13 protein-coding genes and 1 tRNA gene are annotated in these 15,019 nt (G+C 66.3%); 10 read left to right on the top strand and 4 right to left on the bottom strand.

Features of this window, described 5'->3' with window-relative positions; translation table 11 throughout:
- Positions 1–14: 14 nt before the first annotated feature.
- The 4 genes from B6V75_RS14190 (at position 15) to B6V75_RS14205 (ending at position 5,265) form a co-directional block, all read left to right on the top strand.
- Positions 15–749, top strand: coding sequence for a DeoR/GlpR family DNA-binding transcription regulator (locus tag B6V75_RS14190; RefSeq protein WP_088720130.1), 735 nt, complete (start codon positions 15–17; stop codon positions 747–749).
- A 99-nt stretch (positions 750–848) separates the two neighbouring features.
- Positions 849–1,781, top strand: coding sequence for a ribokinase (rbsK, locus tag B6V75_RS14195; protein ID WP_088720131.1), 933 nt, complete (start codon positions 849–851; stop codon positions 1,779–1,781).
- A 181-nt stretch (positions 1,782–1,962) separates the two neighbouring features.
- A complete protein-coding gene (deoC, locus tag B6V75_RS14200) occupies positions 1,963–2,892 on the top strand; it encodes a deoxyribose-phosphate aldolase (RefSeq protein ID WP_088720298.1) in 930 nt (309 codons plus the stop codon).
- A gap of 12 nt (positions 2,893–2,904) precedes the next feature.
- On the top strand, positions 2,905–5,265 hold the full coding sequence (locus B6V75_RS14205; protein WP_206198498.1) for an aldehyde dehydrogenase family protein: 2,361 nt from the start codon (positions 2,905–2,907) through the stop codon (positions 5,263–5,265).
- A gap of 158 nt (positions 5,266–5,423) precedes the next feature.
- On the opposite strand, the gene B6V75_RS14210 is transcribed toward B6V75_RS14205, so the two are convergent.
- The 3 genes from B6V75_RS14210 to B6V75_RS14220 all read right to left on the bottom strand — a co-directional run bounded on the left by B6V75_RS14210 (position 5,424) and on the right by B6V75_RS14220 (position 8,168).
- Positions 5,424–5,498 (bottom strand) — tRNA-Glu (locus B6V75_RS14210).
- Between the two features lie 171 nt (positions 5,499–5,669).
- A complete protein-coding gene (gene recJ, locus B6V75_RS14215; protein WP_088720132.1) occupies positions 5,670–7,412 on the bottom strand; it encodes a single-stranded-DNA-specific exonuclease RecJ in 1,743 nt (580 codons plus the stop codon).
- Between the two features lie 54 nt (positions 7,413–7,466).
- Entirely contained in the window at positions 7,467–8,168 is a 702-nt protein-coding gene (locus B6V75_RS14220; RefSeq protein WP_088720133.1) for a DUF599 domain-containing protein, read from the bottom strand.
- Positions 8,169–8,249: 81 nt separating this feature from the next.
- On the opposite strand from B6V75_RS14220, the gene B6V75_RS14225 reads away from it, so the two are divergent.
- From B6V75_RS14225 to B6V75_RS14250, 6 genes are all read left to right on the top strand, one after another.
- Positions 8,250–9,683 (top strand): FAD-linked oxidase C-terminal domain-containing protein, encoded by a 1,434-nt coding sequence (locus tag B6V75_RS14225; RefSeq protein WP_075775726.1) that lies wholly within the window; start codon positions 8,250–8,252, stop codon positions 9,681–9,683.
- 74 nt (positions 9,684–9,757) lie between these two features.
- Entirely contained in the window at positions 9,758–10,837 is a 1,080-nt protein-coding gene (locus B6V75_RS14230; protein ID WP_088720134.1) for an FAD-binding protein, read from the top strand.
- Entirely contained in the window at positions 10,837–12,114 is a 1,278-nt protein-coding gene (glcF, locus tag B6V75_RS14235) for a glycolate oxidase subunit GlcF (protein ID WP_088720135.1), read from the top strand. The genes B6V75_RS14230 and glcF overlap by 1 nt, the downstream gene beginning before the upstream one ends.
- Before the next feature lie 69 nt (positions 12,115–12,183).
- Positions 12,184–12,981: a S1 family peptidase gene (locus B6V75_RS14240; protein ID WP_088720136.1), complete on the top strand. Its 798-nt coding sequence runs from the start codon at positions 12,184–12,186 to the stop codon at positions 12,979–12,981.
- Between the two features lie 5 nt (positions 12,982–12,986).
- Positions 12,987–13,868, top strand: coding sequence for a serine protease (locus B6V75_RS14245; RefSeq protein WP_075775722.1), 882 nt, complete (start codon positions 12,987–12,989; stop codon positions 13,866–13,868).
- Positions 13,869–14,020: 152 nt separating this feature from the next.
- The gene (locus B6V75_RS14250; RefSeq protein WP_075775721.1) at positions 14,021–14,485 is read left to right on the top strand and encodes an Hsp20 family protein; all 465 of its coding nucleotides are present in this window, start codon (positions 14,021–14,023) and stop codon (positions 14,483–14,485) included.
- 69 nt (positions 14,486–14,554) lie between these two features.
- On the opposite strand, the gene B6V75_RS14255 is transcribed toward B6V75_RS14250, so the two are convergent.
- Positions 14,555–15,019 (bottom strand): hypothetical protein, encoded by a 465-nt coding sequence (locus B6V75_RS14255; RefSeq protein WP_088720137.1) that lies wholly within the window; start codon positions 15,017–15,019, stop codon positions 14,555–14,557.

Raw genomic sequence — 15,019 nt, forward strand, 5'->3', positions numbered from 1 at the left:
TTGAAAGCCAAATCGTGACCAGACCCAGCCGCCAGCAAGAGCGGATCGACCAGATAACCGCCTTGCTAGATGTCTCGCCCGCCCTGCGTTTGCGGGATTTGTCCGAGCAGATGGGCGTGACAGAGATGACGCTGCGACGCGACGCGGCCCAGCCCGAGGCGGGGTTTGCCTGCCGGGGTGGCTATATCGTCACCACCCGCACGACCGAGCATTACGACTTCGACGCGCAGATGAACCGCGCCATCGACGCCAAGCGCGCGGCGGCGGGCCATGCGCTCGACCTGGTGCCCGAAGACGCGGTCGTGTTCCTCGATACCGGCACCACGTTGCCCCATCTCGCGCGGCTCCTGGCGCAGGGCAAAGCGCGGCGAATCATCACCCATTGTCTGACCACGGCGGAGATCCTTCAGGGGCGCAGCAGTGTCCCGGTCGAGTTTCTCGGCGGGGAGATCAAGTCGAGCACACGCTCCTGTCATGCCGGAAATCCGCAGGAGAGATTGGCGCCGCTCGGAATCGACGTGGCGTTTCTCTCGGCTGGTGGCGTCGGTTCTGACGGTGCGCTCAGCTGTTCGCACGAGTACGAAGTCCCGTTGAAACGCGCGGCGATCGAGCTTTCGAAACAGTGTTTTGTGGTGGTGGACGCCAGCAAGATCGGCCAGCGCAAGCCGGTCGTTTTTGCGACGCTCGACGAGATTTCGGGCGTCGTGACCGAGGCCGGGCTTCTCGCCAGGATCAGCTTCACGTTGTAGTTGACACTCGCTGCGTCGCGCGAGAAGGTCCTAGTTATGTTGCGATCGTAACATTATCGGGCGGAGCCGCGAGAATTTTCGAACTGACGGAGAAAAAGAATGCCTGAGAAGATTGCCGTCGTCGGCTCGAACATGATGGATTTGGTGACCTATATCGACCGGATGCCGGGTCGCGGCGAAACCTTGGAGGCACCCGATTTCGTGATGGGCTTCGGGGGCAAGGGCGCGAACCAGGCGGTGGCCGCCGCGCGGCTTGGCTCGGATGTGGCGATGGTCACTTGCGTTGGCGATGACGGCTTCGGCCCGCAGGTCCGTGCCAATTTGGAAGCGAACGGGATCGACACGACCCATGTACGGACGGTGGAAGGGGCAGCCTCGGGAGTGGCGCCGATCTTCGTCGAGCGCGATGGCGAGAACGCGATCCTCATCGTGAAAGGTGCCAACGCGGCGCTCGCCCCGGCTGACGTCGATGCGGCATCCGAGACGCTGCGCGCCGCCTCCGCGATCCTGATGCAGCTCGAGGTCGATCTGGAGACGGTCTATCACACCGTGGCCTTCGGGGCGCGCGAAGGCGTGACGACGATCCTCAATCCGGCGCCCGCGCATCCCGACCTGGATATCGAGCGGCTCGACGGGCTCGATTGGTTCTGTCCGAACGAGAGCGAGCTGGCAATGCTCTCGGGGCTGCCGACAGGCACCGAGGATGAAGTGATCGCCGCCGCGCGCAGCCTGATCGAGCGCGGCATCCACAACGTCGTCGTGACGCTCGGCGGTCGCGGTGCGCGTCGGATCACGGCGGACACCGTCGAAGAGATCGCGCCCGTCTCCGTGACCCCCGTGGACACGACCGGCGCAGGCGACGCCTTCATCGGCAGTTTCGCGCATTTCCTCGGACAAGGGATGGAGCCCACCGCGGCGCTGACCCGGGCCGCGCGTTATGCAGCCCTCTCGATCACCCGTCGCGGTACGCAAACCAGCTACGCGACGCCCGCCGAATTCGACGACTTTCTTTCCGAGCATGGGCTCGGCTGAAGTATGCTGATCTTGTCCCGATCGCGCGCCCCGGAGATGTCCCCGGACGTGATGGCGAGGCTGTGACGAGTCCCGATTTAGGAGACACGCAATGAAGACCGAAATGAAAACCGAGACGCAGGCGGAAGGGGCTTTGGTGCCCACCGCCAACGCGGCGGGGGAGCATGTGCGCAACCCCGGCATGGCGCTCGATGTGGGGATGTTCGAGGGGCACCGGGTGAACCGCGCCGCTGCCGAACGCCGCTGTGCGACGCTCACTGCCCGGCGCAGCGTGAAGAAGGCGCATCAGGCGGCATGGCTGGTCAACGCGGTGCGTTGCATCGACCTGACGACGCTTGCGGGCGACGATACCGAAGGCCGGGTGAAGCGGCTCTGTGCGAAGGCGCGCAAGCCCTTGGCCTCGCATATCGAAGCGGGTCTCGGACTCAGCCCGGGCGAGCTGACTGTGGGCGCGGTCTGCGTCTACCCGACGATGGTGCCGCATGCGGTCAAGGCACTGGAGGGCACGGGGATTCCCGTGGCCTCGGTCGCGACGGGCTTTCCGGCAGGTCTGATGCCGCTGCATCTGCGGCTCGAGGAAATCCGCTGGGCGGTGGCGCAGGGCGCGGCCGAGATCGACATCGTGATCAACCGCGAACTGGCGCTGACCCGGAACTGGCAGGGCCTGCATGACGAGATTGCGGCGATGCGCCAGGCCTGCGGTGACGCCCATATGAAGGCGATCCTGGCCACCGGCGAGCTGGAGACGCTCAACAACGTCTATTCCGCCTCGATGGTGGCGATGCAGGCGGGCGCCGATTTCATCAAGACCTCCACCGGCAAGGAAAGCGTCAACGCGACGCTGCCTGTCAGCCTGACCATGCTGCGTGCGCTGCGCGATTACGGGATGGCGACCGGCCACCGCATCGGCTTCAAACCCGCAGGCGGGATGAAGCAGGCGAAAGAGGCGCTGGCCTGGCAGATCCTGATGAAAGAAGAGCTGGGCCGCGACTGGCTCAACCCCGACCTGTTCCGCTTCGGCGCAAGCTCGATGCTGGGTGATATCGAGCGTCAGCTGGAGCATTACGTCACTGGCCGTTACGCCGATAGCAGCCGTCACGCGCTGGCCTGAGGAGAGACAAAAATGAGCATTCAGAGCATCCTCGAAACCATGGAGTACGGCGTGGCCCCCGAAGACGACAGCCAGGCGCGCAAGTGGCTCGCCAAGCATGAGGGCGGCTTCGGCCATTTCATCGACGGCGCGATGACCAAGCCGGGCGATCTGTTCGAAGTCCGCGATCCGGCAAGCGACACGGTGCTGGCGCGCGTCACCCAAGGTTCGGCGTCGGACGTGGATGCCGCCGTCTCAGCCGCGCGCAGGGCGCAAAGCGGTTGGGCGAAGCTGTCGGGCCATCAGCGCGCGAAGCACCTCTACGCGCTCGCCCGTCACATCCAGCAGCATTCGCGCCTGCTCGCCGTGCTCGAGACACTCGACAGCGGCAAGCCGATCCGCGAGAGCCGCGACATCGACATCCCGCTGGTCGCGCGCCATTTCTATCACCATGCGGGCTGGGCGGAGATCCTCGAGGACGAGCTGCCGGGCCATACGGCGCAGGGCGTCTGCGGCCAGATCATCCCGTGGAACTTCCCGCTTCTGATGCTGGCGTGGAAGGTCGCACCGGCACTGGCCGCGGGTAACACGGTGGTGCTGAAGCCCGCCGAATACACGCCGCTGACCGCGCTGGCCTTCGCCGAGATCGCGCAGGAATGCGGCATCCCGAAGGGCGTGATCAACATTGTCACCGGCGACGGCGAAACTGGGGCTGCGATCGTCGGCCATGAGGGCATCGACAAGCTGGCCTTCACCGGCTCGACCGATGTGGGCCGCATCCTGCGCGAGCGCACGGCTGGTTCGGGCAAGGCGCTGACGCTGGAGCTGGGCGGCAAATCCCCTTTCATCGTCTTCGAAGATGCCGATCTGGACGCCGCCGTCGAGGGCGTGGTGGACGCAATCTGGTTCAACCAGGGTCAGGTCTGCTGCGCTGGCTCGCGCATCCTCGTGGCCGAGGCGGTGGCCGAACGGTTCGAGACGCTGCTGCGCGCCCGGATGAAGACGCTGCGCACCGGCGATCCGATGGACAAGAGCACCGATATCGGCGCGATCGTGCATCCCTCGCAGCTCGCGCGCATCCGCGATCTGGTCGAGAAGGGCGCAAGCGAGGGGGCGACGCTGACCCAAGGCTCCGCGCCGCAGGGCTGCTTCTTCCCGCCGACGCTGGTGACGGATGTGGAGCCTGCGAGCGTTCTCGCGACCGAGGAAATCTTCGGCCCCGTGGTCACGCTCACCACCTTCCGCACGCCGTCCGACGCCGTGGCGCTCGCCAACAATACGCGCTATGGGCTCGCGGCCAGCATCTGGTCGGAGAACGTGAACCTGTGCCTCGACATCGCGGGGCAGGTGAAGGCCGGGATCGTCTGGATCAACTCGACCAACATTTTCGACGCAGGCGCGGGCTTCGGCGGCTATCGCGAGAGCGGCTTCGGTCGCGAGGGCGGTCGCGAAGGCATGCGTGCCTATCTGCGCAACCCGGCGGCGGCCACCGGCAAGGGCAAGGGCACGACGCCCGCCGAGCTGGAGACCGGCCCCGCCGACACGATCAAGGGCGGCGAGATCGACCGCACCGCGAAGCTCTATGTCGGCGGCAAGCAGGCGCGGCCCGATAGCGGCTACAGCTATCAGGTGAAGGGCGGCAAGGCGGTCGTGGGGCTCGCAGGGCTCGGCAACCGCAAGGACATCCGCAACGCGGTCGAGGCGGCGCATAAGGCGAAGGGCTGGGGCAAGGCCACGGGCCATAACCGGGCGCAGGTGCTCTATTACATCGGCGAGAACCTCTCGGCGCGCGGCGCGGAATTCGCCGCCCGTCTGGAAAGCTTCGGCGCCTCGCGCAAAGCCGCCGAGGCCGAAGTCGAGACGGCGGTGGAGCGTTGCTTCTGGTACGCAGCCCAAGCCGACAAGTTCGACGGCGCGGTGCACGCGACGAAGTCCGAATTCGTGACCCTCGCGATGAATGAGCCGATCGGGGTGATGGGACTTGTGGCCCCGACCGCGCAGCCGCTTCTGGGGGCGATCTCACTGGTGCTGCCTGCGATCGCGATGGGCAACCGGGTCGTGCTGGTCCCGAGCCAGACACACCCGCTGGCCGCGACCGACCTCTATCAGGTGCTCGATACCTCGGACGTGCCGGACGGCGTGGTCAACATCGTCACCGGCCCGCGCGACGAGCTGGCGAAGACGCTGGCGGCGCATGATGGCGTCGATGCGATGTGGTATTTCGGCAATGCCGAGGGCTGCCGGGTGGTCGAGGCGCAAAGCGCCGGGAACCTCAAACAGACCTGGGTCGAAGCCGACGACGCACGCGACTGGGGAGCCCGTGCGGGGCAGGGGCGTCTGTTCCTCGACCGCGCGACGCAGGTGAAGAACATCTGGGTGCCCTACGGCGCGTGAGGCCTCAGGCCCCTGACAGGGAAACGAGAAAGCGGCCCCGGAAGGGCCGCTTTTTTTGATGAGGGATCGGCGCGCGCAGAGCCGCGCTGTACCACGAATGAAAACACACGCGACCAAGCGGCGCGCGTGGTGAAATCGCTTTGAAATGGGGGGAGTAGTGGCAGTCCGTAGGGGAATCGAACCCCTCTTTCCAGGTTGAAAACCTGGCGTCCTAACCGATAGACGAACGGACCACTCTGAACCTTCCGGGCATACCTGCCTAAGGTGGAGCGGTGTTTAGGCCAGAGAACCGTGACTCGCAAGAGGGTATTTGCGGATTTTTGGAAAGTTTTTGTCCCTCCGTTACGGCAGCCTCGAAGCCTTGGAATTACAGCCCTTTTCTGTGTGCAATCGTGGGGAGTCGCTTACGCTTCGGACGCGTCCTCGAGCCGCAGCTGCACCTTGTTGCGCCCGCCCCATGTGTTGATCTCCAACCGTCCGGCGAGGTGGAAACGCTTCGCGCCCGGCTGGCTCAGCGCGGGGCCGAGCGGGCAGTCGAACGCGCCGAAGCAGACCGTCTCGATCCGCGCGCCCATACCGTCGCCGAACATGAAGCGCAGATGGCTCTCGCCGATCCGGCGCGCGCCCACGACTTCCATATCCGCAAAGGCGAAACGCGGGGCAGGAGCGCCTTGGCCGAAGGGGCCGGCGCGGTCGAGGTCTTCAATCAGTTGCGCGGTCGCCGCGCCCGGCATCAGCATCCCGTCGAGACGCAGGTCGCGCGGGCCGATCTCTCCCGCACCCTGTTTGGCCAGAAGCTCCGACAGGCGCGCCATCGCAGGCTCCAGCTTGTTTTCCTCCACCGTGAGGCCCGCCGCCATCTTGTGCCCGCCGCCTTTCAGCAGCAGCCCCTCGGCGGCGACGCGCTGGATCGCGGCACCGATATCGACGCCGGCGACGGAGCGGGCCGAGCCTTTGCCGATCCCGTTCTCCACCCCGATCACGACCGAGGGGCGGTTCGTCGCCTCTTTCAGCCGCGCGGCCACGATGCCGACGACGCCCGGGTGCCAGCCAGCGCCCGCCGCCCAGACCAGCGGTGCGTTGAGCCCGCGTTCCTCGGCCTGCGTCAGCGCCGCCTCCCGCACAGCGTTCTCGACCTCTCGGCGCTCGGTGTTGAGCTGATCGAGCCGTTCCGCGATGGATTGCGCCTCGTGCGGGTCGGTTGTCGACAGCAGACGCGCGCCCAGATCGGCCGCGCCGATCCGCCCGCCTGCATTGATCCTCGGTCCCAGCACGAAGCCCAAGTGATAGGCGGCGGGCGCACGGTCGAGCCGCGCCACGTCCGACAGCGCCACGAGGCCGGGCCGCTCGCGCCGCGCCATGATCTTGAGCCCCTGCCGCACCAGCGCCCGGTTGCAGCCCGTCAGCGGCGCGACATCGGCCACCGTCGCAAGTGCCACCAGATCGAGAAGCGTCATCAAGGGCGGGCCCTGCACACCTTCGTCGCGCAGCTGCCGGTTCGCCTCCACCAACATCAGGAAGACGACTGAAGCCGCGCAGAGATGACCCAGCTCGCCGGTCTCGTCCTGCCGGTTCGGGTTCACCACGGCCAGCGCGGGGGGCAGGGTCTCGCCGCCAAGGTGGTGATCGAGGATGACGACATCGGCGGGCTTCGCGGCGGCCACGGGCTCGTGGCTCAGCGTGCCGCAATCGACGCAAACGATCAGCGGATGCTCGGTCCCGAGGCTTTCCATCGCGGGCACGTTCGGCCCGTAGCCCTCGTCGATCCGGTCGGGAATATAGAGCGTCGCCTCGCGCCCCATCGCGCGCAGCCAGTTGATCAGCAGCGCCGCCGAGGCGCCGCCATCGACGTCATAATCCGCGAAAACGGCGATCTTCTCACCCGACTTCACCGCTTTCAGGAACCGCGCCGCCGCCTGCTCCATGTCGCGCAAGGATCGGGGGTCGGGGAGAAGCTCGCGGATCGTGGGTTCGAGGAAGCCCTCGCTCTCCTCCGGCGTCACACCGCGCGCGACGAGGATGCGGGCGAGGGGCAGGGGCAAGCGCGTCTGCTGCGCCATCGCCTCGGCCAGCCGGTCGGCCTCGGGTGTGGGGCCGATCCAGCGGCGGCCTGTCAGGGATTGCTCGACGGAAAGGAAACTGCTCATGGCGTCGGGTTTAGCCAAATCATGCGGAGGCTGCCAGAGGCGAGCGCGCCGCGCCTAGTCGGGGATGTTCTCCAGCAGCGCCTGGCGCGAGTCCGAGGCGAATTCACGCCGCCAGAGCATCGCCGTGGTGAACAGCGTCGCCGCAATGAGCGCATAGGGCCCGAGCAGCCATGCCAGCGTCGCCAGCGCGAAATAGACGGAACGCAGCCCGCGATTGAAGCTCTTCGCCGCGTTGATGTTCACCTGCGCCGCCTGTTCGGCGCGCGGATAGGCCAGCGGGTCCTCGGGTTCGTTGGGCACCGCCGCCATTGCGATCGCGGCATAGGAAAACAGCCGATGCGACCAGACGAATTTCAGAAACGCATTCGCACCGAAGAGCACGGCCGTCAGGATGCGCGCCTCCCACAGCAGGTCCGGGCCGCGCGCGATGTCGAAATCATCGGCGAGATTCGTCAGGGGCTGCGGGTTCGCGATCAGCGCCAGCCCGGCACCGATAGCGATCAGCGAAGAAGAGGCGAAGAAGGTTGTCGATTGCCGCAGCCCGTCCACCATGGCCGAATCGAAGATCCGCGGCTGGCGTGTCACCAGCTGGCGCATCCATTCGCGACGGTAATTTTCCATCAGCTTGCCCATCGAAGGGCGGGCGGTGCTCGGATGTTCGGTCGTCCAGCCGATCACGAGCCAGCAGGTGACGAGAAGCGCAAGCGCCGCGAGATCGAGAGGCCCGAGCGGGCCGATATGAAACATCGTCGTCATATCGACAGTTAGCGCGATGCGGCTTCCCTTGTCACCGGGGCTTATTGGTTATATTTTCTGACCAACCGGGAGGAGTTTGCCATGGAAATGCCCAAGCCGAAGGAGGATCTGCTGGCGCGCAAGCCGCAGATCATCGCCCGCCTGCGCGAGGTTCTGCCCGCGGATGCGGTGATCGACGACCCCAGCGAGACGCGCGCCTATGAATGCGATGCGCTTTCGGCCTATCGCTGCCAGCCGCTGGGTGTGGTGCTGCCGCGCTCGACGGCGGAGGTCGCGGCGGCGCTGAAGGCCTGTCACGAACTGGGCGTGCCGGTGGTGCCGCGCGGCGCGGGCACCTCGCTTGCGGGCGGGTCGATGCCGCAGGCGGATTCGGTGGTGCTGGGGCTCGCGCGGATGAATGCCGTGCTGGAGACCGATTACACCAACCGCTTCATCCGGGTCGAGGCGGGACGGACGAACCTCTCGGTGACCGGGGCGGTGGAAAGCGATGGCTGGTTCTACGCGCCCGATCCGTCCTCGCAGCTCGCCTGCGCGATCTCGGGCAATATCGCGATGAATTCCGGCGGCGCGCATTGCCTGAAATACGGGGTGACGACGAATAACCTCCTCGGTGTGACGCTGGTCACGATGGAAGGCGAGGTGGTCGAGATCGGCGGACCGTATCTGGATGCGGGCGGGCTCGATCTGCTGGGGCTGATCTGCGGCTCGGAGGGGCAATTGGGCGTCGTGACCGAAGCCACGCTTAAGATCCTGCCGAAACCCGAAGGCGCACGCCCCGTGCTGATCGGATTCAACTCGAACGAGGTCGCGGGCGCCTGCGTCGCCGATATCATCAAGGCGGGCATCCTGCCCGTCGCGATCGAGTTCATGGACCGCCCCTGCATCCGCGCGACCGAGGCCTTCTGCCATGCGGGCTATCCCGATTGCGAGGCGCTGCTGATCGTCGAATGCGAGGGCTCGGAAGCCGAGATCGACGAGCAGATCGGCATGATCCGCCAGATCGCGACCCGTCACGAGCCGGTCGAGTTCCGCGAGGCGCAATCGGCCGACGAGGCCGCGCGGATCTGGCTGGGCCGGAAGTCGGCCTTCGGCGCGATGGGGCAGATTAACGATTACATGTGCCTCGACGGGACGATCCCGGTCTCGGAACTGCCCTTCGTGCTGCGCCGGATCGGCGAGTTGTCGAAGGATTTCGGGCTCGACGTCGCAAACGTCTTCCACGCGGGCGACGGCAATATGCACCCGCTGATCCTGTATAACGCCAACGAGCCGGGCCAGCAGGAGCAATGCGAAAAGCTGGGCGCGGAGATCCTGAAGCTTTGCGTCGAGGCGGGCGGCTGCCTGACCGGCGAGCATGGCGTGGGCATCGAGAAGCGCGACCTGATGGATGTGCAGTTCGAACCCGCCGATCTGGAAGCGCAGATGCGGGTGAAGGACGTGTTCGACCCGAAATGGCTTTTGAACCCGGCGAAGGTGTTCCCGCTCGGCGCGAGCGCGAGTCGCCGTGCGAGCTGAAAAGGGAGAGGGGCGCTGCCCCGCTCGCTGACGCGAGCCCCCGGGATATTTTTGCCAAGAGGAAGGCAGATTTCATGAGAGTTGAAAGCGAGGCGCAGCTGGCCGAGGCCATCCGGGATGCGGGTGGCGCGCTGGCGGTGCGTGGAGGCGGCACGCGGCCGGTTGGACGTTGTCTGGGCGAGCCGCTGGAAGTCGGGATTTCGGGCATCACGCTCTATGAGCCGGGCGCGCTGACGCTGGTCGTCGGCGCCGGAACGCCCCTCGCCGAGGTGGAGGCCGCGATTGCCGCCGAGGGTCAACGTCTGCCCTTCGAACCAGCGAATTGGGGCCCGGTCCTGGGCGTGCGCGGTCAGAGCACCGTGGGCGGTGTCGTGGCGGCGAACGTCTCGGGGCCGCGCCGGGTGCAGGCCGGGGCCTGTCGCGACAGTCTGATCGGCACGCGTTTCGTCGACGGGCGCGGGCAGATCGTGAAAAACGGTGGCCGGGTGATGAAGAACGTCACCGGCTACGATCTGGTGAAGCTGATGGCGGGAAGCTGGGGCACGCTCGGCGTGATGAGCGAGGTGGCTTTCAAGCTGCTGCCCGCCGCGCCGTCTCAGGCGACGGTGGTGATCGACCTTCCGGCAGGGGCCGCGCAAGTTGCGCTGGCGGCGGCGCTTGGTTCGCCCTTCGACGTGTCCGGTGCGGGCTGGTTGCCCGGCACCGGCGCGGTGGTCCGGGTCGAAGGTCTCGCCGAATCCGTCGCCTACCGGGCGGAACAGTTGCGCAGACTGATGGAGCCGTTCGGCCCGGTTCGGGTCGAGGAAGAGGGCTCGGCCGCGATCTGGCAAAGCCTGCGCGATCTGGAGCCGTTTATCGGCAAGGACGGCGATCTGTGGCGGCTCTCGGTGAAGCCTTCGGAGGCGTCTGACATCGTGGCAAGGCTCGGCGGCGAGGTGCTGCTCGACTGGGGCGGCGGGCTGATCTGGGCGCTTCTGCCGGAAGGCAGCGATGGCCGTGCGCTGGCCTCGCCCTATACCGGCCATGCGACCTGCATGCGCGGCGTGGCGGGCGTGACCTTCGAGCCCGAACCCGCGCCGATCGCCACGCTCACGACCGCGTTGCGGGCGCAATTCGACCCCAAAGGTATTCTGAACCCCGGAAGGATGGGCTGATGCAGACGAATTTTTCGCCCGAACAGCTGAAAGATCCCGGCGTCGCGCGCTCCAACGAGATCCTGCGCGCCTGCGTCCATTGCGGGTTCTGCACTGCGACCTGCCCCTCCTATCAGGTGTTGGGCGACGAGTTGGACAGTCCGCGCGGGCGCATCTACCTGATCAAGGACATGCTGGAGAATGACCGGCCCGCGGATGAGAAGACGGTCAAGCATCTCGATCGTTGCCTGAGTTGCCTGGCCTGCATGACGACTTGCCCCTCGGGCGTGCATTACATGCATCTGATCGACCATGCGCGCGCCCATGTGGAGAAGACCTACAAGCGCCCGATGATGGACCGGCTGCTGCGCTGGACGCTGGCGAAGATCGTGCCCTATCCGGGCCGCTTCCGTCTTGCGATGGGCGGCGCGAAGCTGGCGAAGCCCTTCGCGGGGCTGCTGCCCGACAAGCGCCTGCGCGCGATGGTGGGCATGGCGCCGAAAACCATCCCGCCGGTCAGCCGCAACGATGACGCTCAGGTTTTCGCGCCTATGGGCGAGAAGAAATACCGCGTGGCGCTGCAGATCGGCTGCGCGCAGCGGGCGCTCAACACCGATATCAACGATGCGACGATCCGGCTGCTGCGGCGGTTGGGCTGTGAGGTGGTGATACCGAAGAACCTTGGCTGCTGTGGGGCGCTGTCGCATCACATGGGCCGCGAGAAAGAGAGCCATGCGCAGGCCGCGCACAATATCCGTGCCTATCTGAGCGAGGGCGATCTGGATGCGGTGATCATCAATACGTCGGGCTGCGGCACTACGGTGAAGGATTACGGGCATATCTTCCGCAACGATCCGATCGCCGAGGATGCGGCGAAGGTGGCTGGGCTCGCCTGCGACATCTCGGAATTCCTCGTGAAGATCGGTCTCCCCGAGGGCAAGGGCGGGATGCGAGTCGCCTATCACGCGGCCTGTTCGCTCCAGCACGGTCAGCAGATCAAATCCGCGCCGAAGGATCTTCTGAAACGCGCCGGCTTCGAGGTGGTCGAGCCCGCCGATAGCCATCTGTGCTGCGGCTCGGCGGGCACCTACAACCTGCTGCAGCCGGAGATTTCCGACGAGCTTAAGAAGCGCAAAGTGGCGACGCTCGAGGCGAAGCAGCCGGAGGTGATCGCGGCGGGCAATATCGGTTGCATGGTGCAGATCGGCGGCGGCACGGAGGTGCCCGTTGTCCACACTGTCGAACTTTTGGATTGGGCCACGGGCGGGCCGAAGCCACCCGCGCTTGCGCAAGCGTGATCCACGCCACAATCTGGCCGCATCGGGGCGCTAAGCAGGACGAAACGCCCCGCAATCTTCGGAGCCCCGATGCGCCTTCTTGCTCTCGCTCTTGCCTGTCTGACCGCCGTTCCTGTGCTTGCGCGGGCCGAGACGATCACCCATGCGACGCCCTTGCGCGCGCTGGAAACCGGCGACGATACGCGCGGCTGGCAGGCGGTCGGGCGGCTCGATCTGGGTCATGGCAGCTTTTGCACCGGCACGCTGATCGCGCCTGATCTGGTGCTGACGGCGGGGCATTGCCTCTATGACAAGCGCAGCGGTGCGCTGATAGACGCGCGGGAGATCGAGTTCCTCGCGGGTTGGCGCAATGGCCGCGCCGAAGCCTATCGCAAGGTGTCGCGCGCAGTGCTGCATCCCTCCTATCACTACGGCGGGCCGGTCGGCGTGAAGCGTTCGGAATTCGATCTGGCGCTGATCAAGCTCGCCCAGCCGATCCGCCTGCCACAGCTTCAGCCCTTCGAAGTGTCGCGCAGCGCGCCTTATCGTGGCGAGGAGGTCGGCGTGCTCTCCTATGCGCAGGGCCGCTCGGAGGCACCGTCGCTGCAACGAAACTGCTCGGTGCTGGAGCGCGCAGGCGCGACGGTCGTGATGAGTTGCTCGGCCGATTTCGGGGCCTCGGGCTCGCCGGTCTTCAGCTTCGCCAACGGCCGCCCCGAGATCGTCTCGGTGGTCTCAGCCAAGGCCGAGATGGGCACGCGCCCGGTCTCGATCGGGGCGCTGGCCAATGGGGTCGCCGATCTGCGGCAGGCCATCGAGAGCCGCGACAACGTCGCCACTACCCGCGAAATTCGCGCGGGCGGGGCCAAGTTCATCAAGGCGAACTGAGCGCGATGGGCGTGAAGCGGGTCATCTTCGGCGTGATCGCTCTGGCACTGCTTGGCGGCATGGGCGAGGCGCAGGAGGCGCGCAACTCTGCGCTCGACCGCTTGTCGCAACGCGCGGATCTCTTCGGCTGGGAGGCGGTGGGCAAGGTCACCATCGGGGCCGAGGGCTATTGCACCGGCGTGCTGATCGCACCCGATCTGGTGCTGACCGCTGGCCATTGCATCTTCGACCGACGCGCGCAGGGGCCGCGCGATCCCGCGACGCTGGGTTTTGCAGCCGCGCAAACCGACGGGGCGGAGGTGGCCGCGCGCCCGGTCGTCGCCATGGTCGCCGATCCGGACTATAACCCGTTCGTGCCGCTCTCGATCGACACCGTGCGCCACGACGTCGCGCTTTTACAGCTCTCCGCGCCGATCCCGACGTCGATTGCCGCGCCTTTTCGCGTCGGCGACGTGCCCGCCGCAGGGGCGGAAGTATCGGTGGTGTCTTATGCGCAGGGCCGGGCCGATGCGCTGTCGTGGCAAAAGGCCTGCCGCGTGTTCGGGCGGGCCAAGGGGCTGATCGGCTTCGATTGCGATGTCGATCACGGCTCCTCGGGTGCGCCGGTCTTCGACCGCTCGGGGCTTGCTGCTGGCGGGCGGGCGCAGATCGTGTCGCTGGTTTCCTCGGGCTCGCGCAGGAATGGCGTCTCGCGCGCCTATGGGATGGAATTGCCCGCGATCGTCGCGCAGTTGAAATCCGCGCTGCGCAGCGGGCGCGGCGTGATCCGCGCCGCCTCCCCCAGCGTCTCCGCCGCGCCGCAGATCCGTCGCACGGAGCCCGGGCAGGGCCAGCCGCGTATACTGTCTGGCGGGCGCACAACCGGCGCGAAATTCCTGCGTCCCTAAGGGCTTGGCCCGAAGCGGCGCCCCTCTTGAAACGTCGCGAGAGATTTCCCAAATTTATGAGTGCCGGAATGCCTGATGAGGGTTCCGGCGCCTAACTGCCCGGCCCCGCAAGGGGCGGGTTTCATAACCATCGCTCAAGAGAGGATGATGATATGCGAAGCTTTGATCTTTCGCCCCTTTACCGCGCCACCGTGGGCTTCGACCGCGTGGCTGATCTGATGGACCGTGCGCTGACCAGCGATCTCGCGCAGCCGACCTATCCGCCCTACAATATCGAGAAGACCGACGAGAATGCCTATCGCATCTCGATCGCCGTCGCGGGCTTCGGTTCGGATGAGCTGAGTGTCGAACTCAGAGAGGGCGCGCTGATCGTGACCGGTCGCAAGGCCGAGGACGATTCCGGTCGCACCTATCTGCATCGTGGCATCGCGACCCGTGCCTTTGAGCGCCGCTTCGCGCTGGCCGATCATGTCAAGGTCACCGGAGCCACCCATGAGGATGGGATGCTCCACCTCGATCTCGTCCGTGAAGTGCCCGAGGCGCTGAAACCGCGCCGGATCGAGATTGCGGGCCCGACTAAGTCCGAGGCCAAGCAGGTCGAGACGGTCGACGCCTGAGGCATCTGCCATCGTTGAAAAATGACGGGCGCGGGGGGAAACTCCCGCGCTTTTTGCTGTCTGGGATCGTCAGGGTGGAGTGAGGTCCTCGCCACCGCGCCTGAACACCATCACATGGTCGCCGCTGCCGGTGAAAGTAACGGCCGAACCATCAACCTGCGCCTGCTTCATGTCGAAGAACAGCTGCGCGAGGCCCGCATCGGCCTTGAACTCCGGCGTCTCCTGCTCGCAGGCGAACGTGGGCGAGGCCGAGGTCGGTCGGATGCCCAATGCGGGGTAGGGGGCGAACATCACTCCGGTCACGCAAAGACAATGACCGCAGACGGCGAAGCGCGAATTCTCCCCGATATAGAAGCGGATCGCGCGGGTGGGTGCCTTGCCGTCCACCGTCGCGAGGTCATAGGCGCGCCGGGTCTCCACATTGGCGGCAAGCGTCTGGGCGTCCGAGACACCGCCCGGCATACAGGCCGCGAGCGCGGCTGCGAGACCAAGGGCGGTAACGCGCGCGGCGGTCTTCGTCGAAAAATCGCTCAT

This window comes from Thioclava sp. F1Mire-8 (assembly GCF_002213165.1).
Taxonomy (GTDB): domain Bacteria; phylum Pseudomonadota; class Alphaproteobacteria; order Rhodobacterales; family Rhodobacteraceae; genus Thioclava; species Thioclava nitratireducens.

Bases quoted from the DNA above. Each gene is read 5' to 3' on its own strand.
- rbsK (WP_088720131.1), top strand. From the start codon at position 849: ATGCCTGAGAAGATTGCCGTCGTCGGCTCGAACATGATGGATTTGGTG.
- deoC (WP_088720298.1), top strand. From the start codon at position 1,963: ATGGCGCTCGATGTGGGGATGTTCGAGGGGCACCGGGTGAACCGCGCC.
- B6V75_RS14205 (WP_206198498.1), top strand. From the start codon at position 2,905: ATGAGCATTCAGAGCATCCTCGAAACCATGGAGTACGGCGTGGCCCCC.
- recJ (WP_088720132.1), bottom strand. From the start codon at position 7,412: ATGAGCAGTTTCCTTTCCGTCGAGCAATCCCTGACAGGCCGCCGCTGG.
- B6V75_RS14220 (WP_088720133.1), bottom strand. From the start codon at position 8,168: ATGACGACGATGTTTCATATCGGCCCGCTCGGGCCTCTCGATCTCGCG.
- B6V75_RS14225 (WP_075775726.1), top strand. From the start codon at position 8,250: ATGGAAATGCCCAAGCCGAAGGAGGATCTGCTGGCGCGCAAGCCGCAG.
- B6V75_RS14230 (WP_088720134.1), top strand. From the start codon at position 9,758: ATGAGAGTTGAAAGCGAGGCGCAGCTGGCCGAGGCCATCCGGGATGCG.
- glcF (WP_088720135.1), top strand. From the start codon at position 10,837: ATGCAGACGAATTTTTCGCCCGAACAGCTGAAAGATCCCGGCGTCGCG.
- B6V75_RS14240 (WP_088720136.1), top strand. From the start codon at position 12,184: ATGCGCCTTCTTGCTCTCGCTCTTGCCTGTCTGACCGCCGTTCCTGTG.
- B6V75_RS14245 (WP_075775722.1), top strand. From the start codon at position 12,987: ATGGGCGTGAAGCGGGTCATCTTCGGCGTGATCGCTCTGGCACTGCTT.
- B6V75_RS14250 (WP_075775721.1), top strand. From the start codon at position 14,021: ATGCGAAGCTTTGATCTTTCGCCCCTTTACCGCGCCACCGTGGGCTTC.
- B6V75_RS14255 (WP_088720137.1), bottom strand. From the start codon at position 15,019: ATGAGCGATTTTTCGACGAAGACCGCCGCGCGCGTTACCGCCCTTGGT.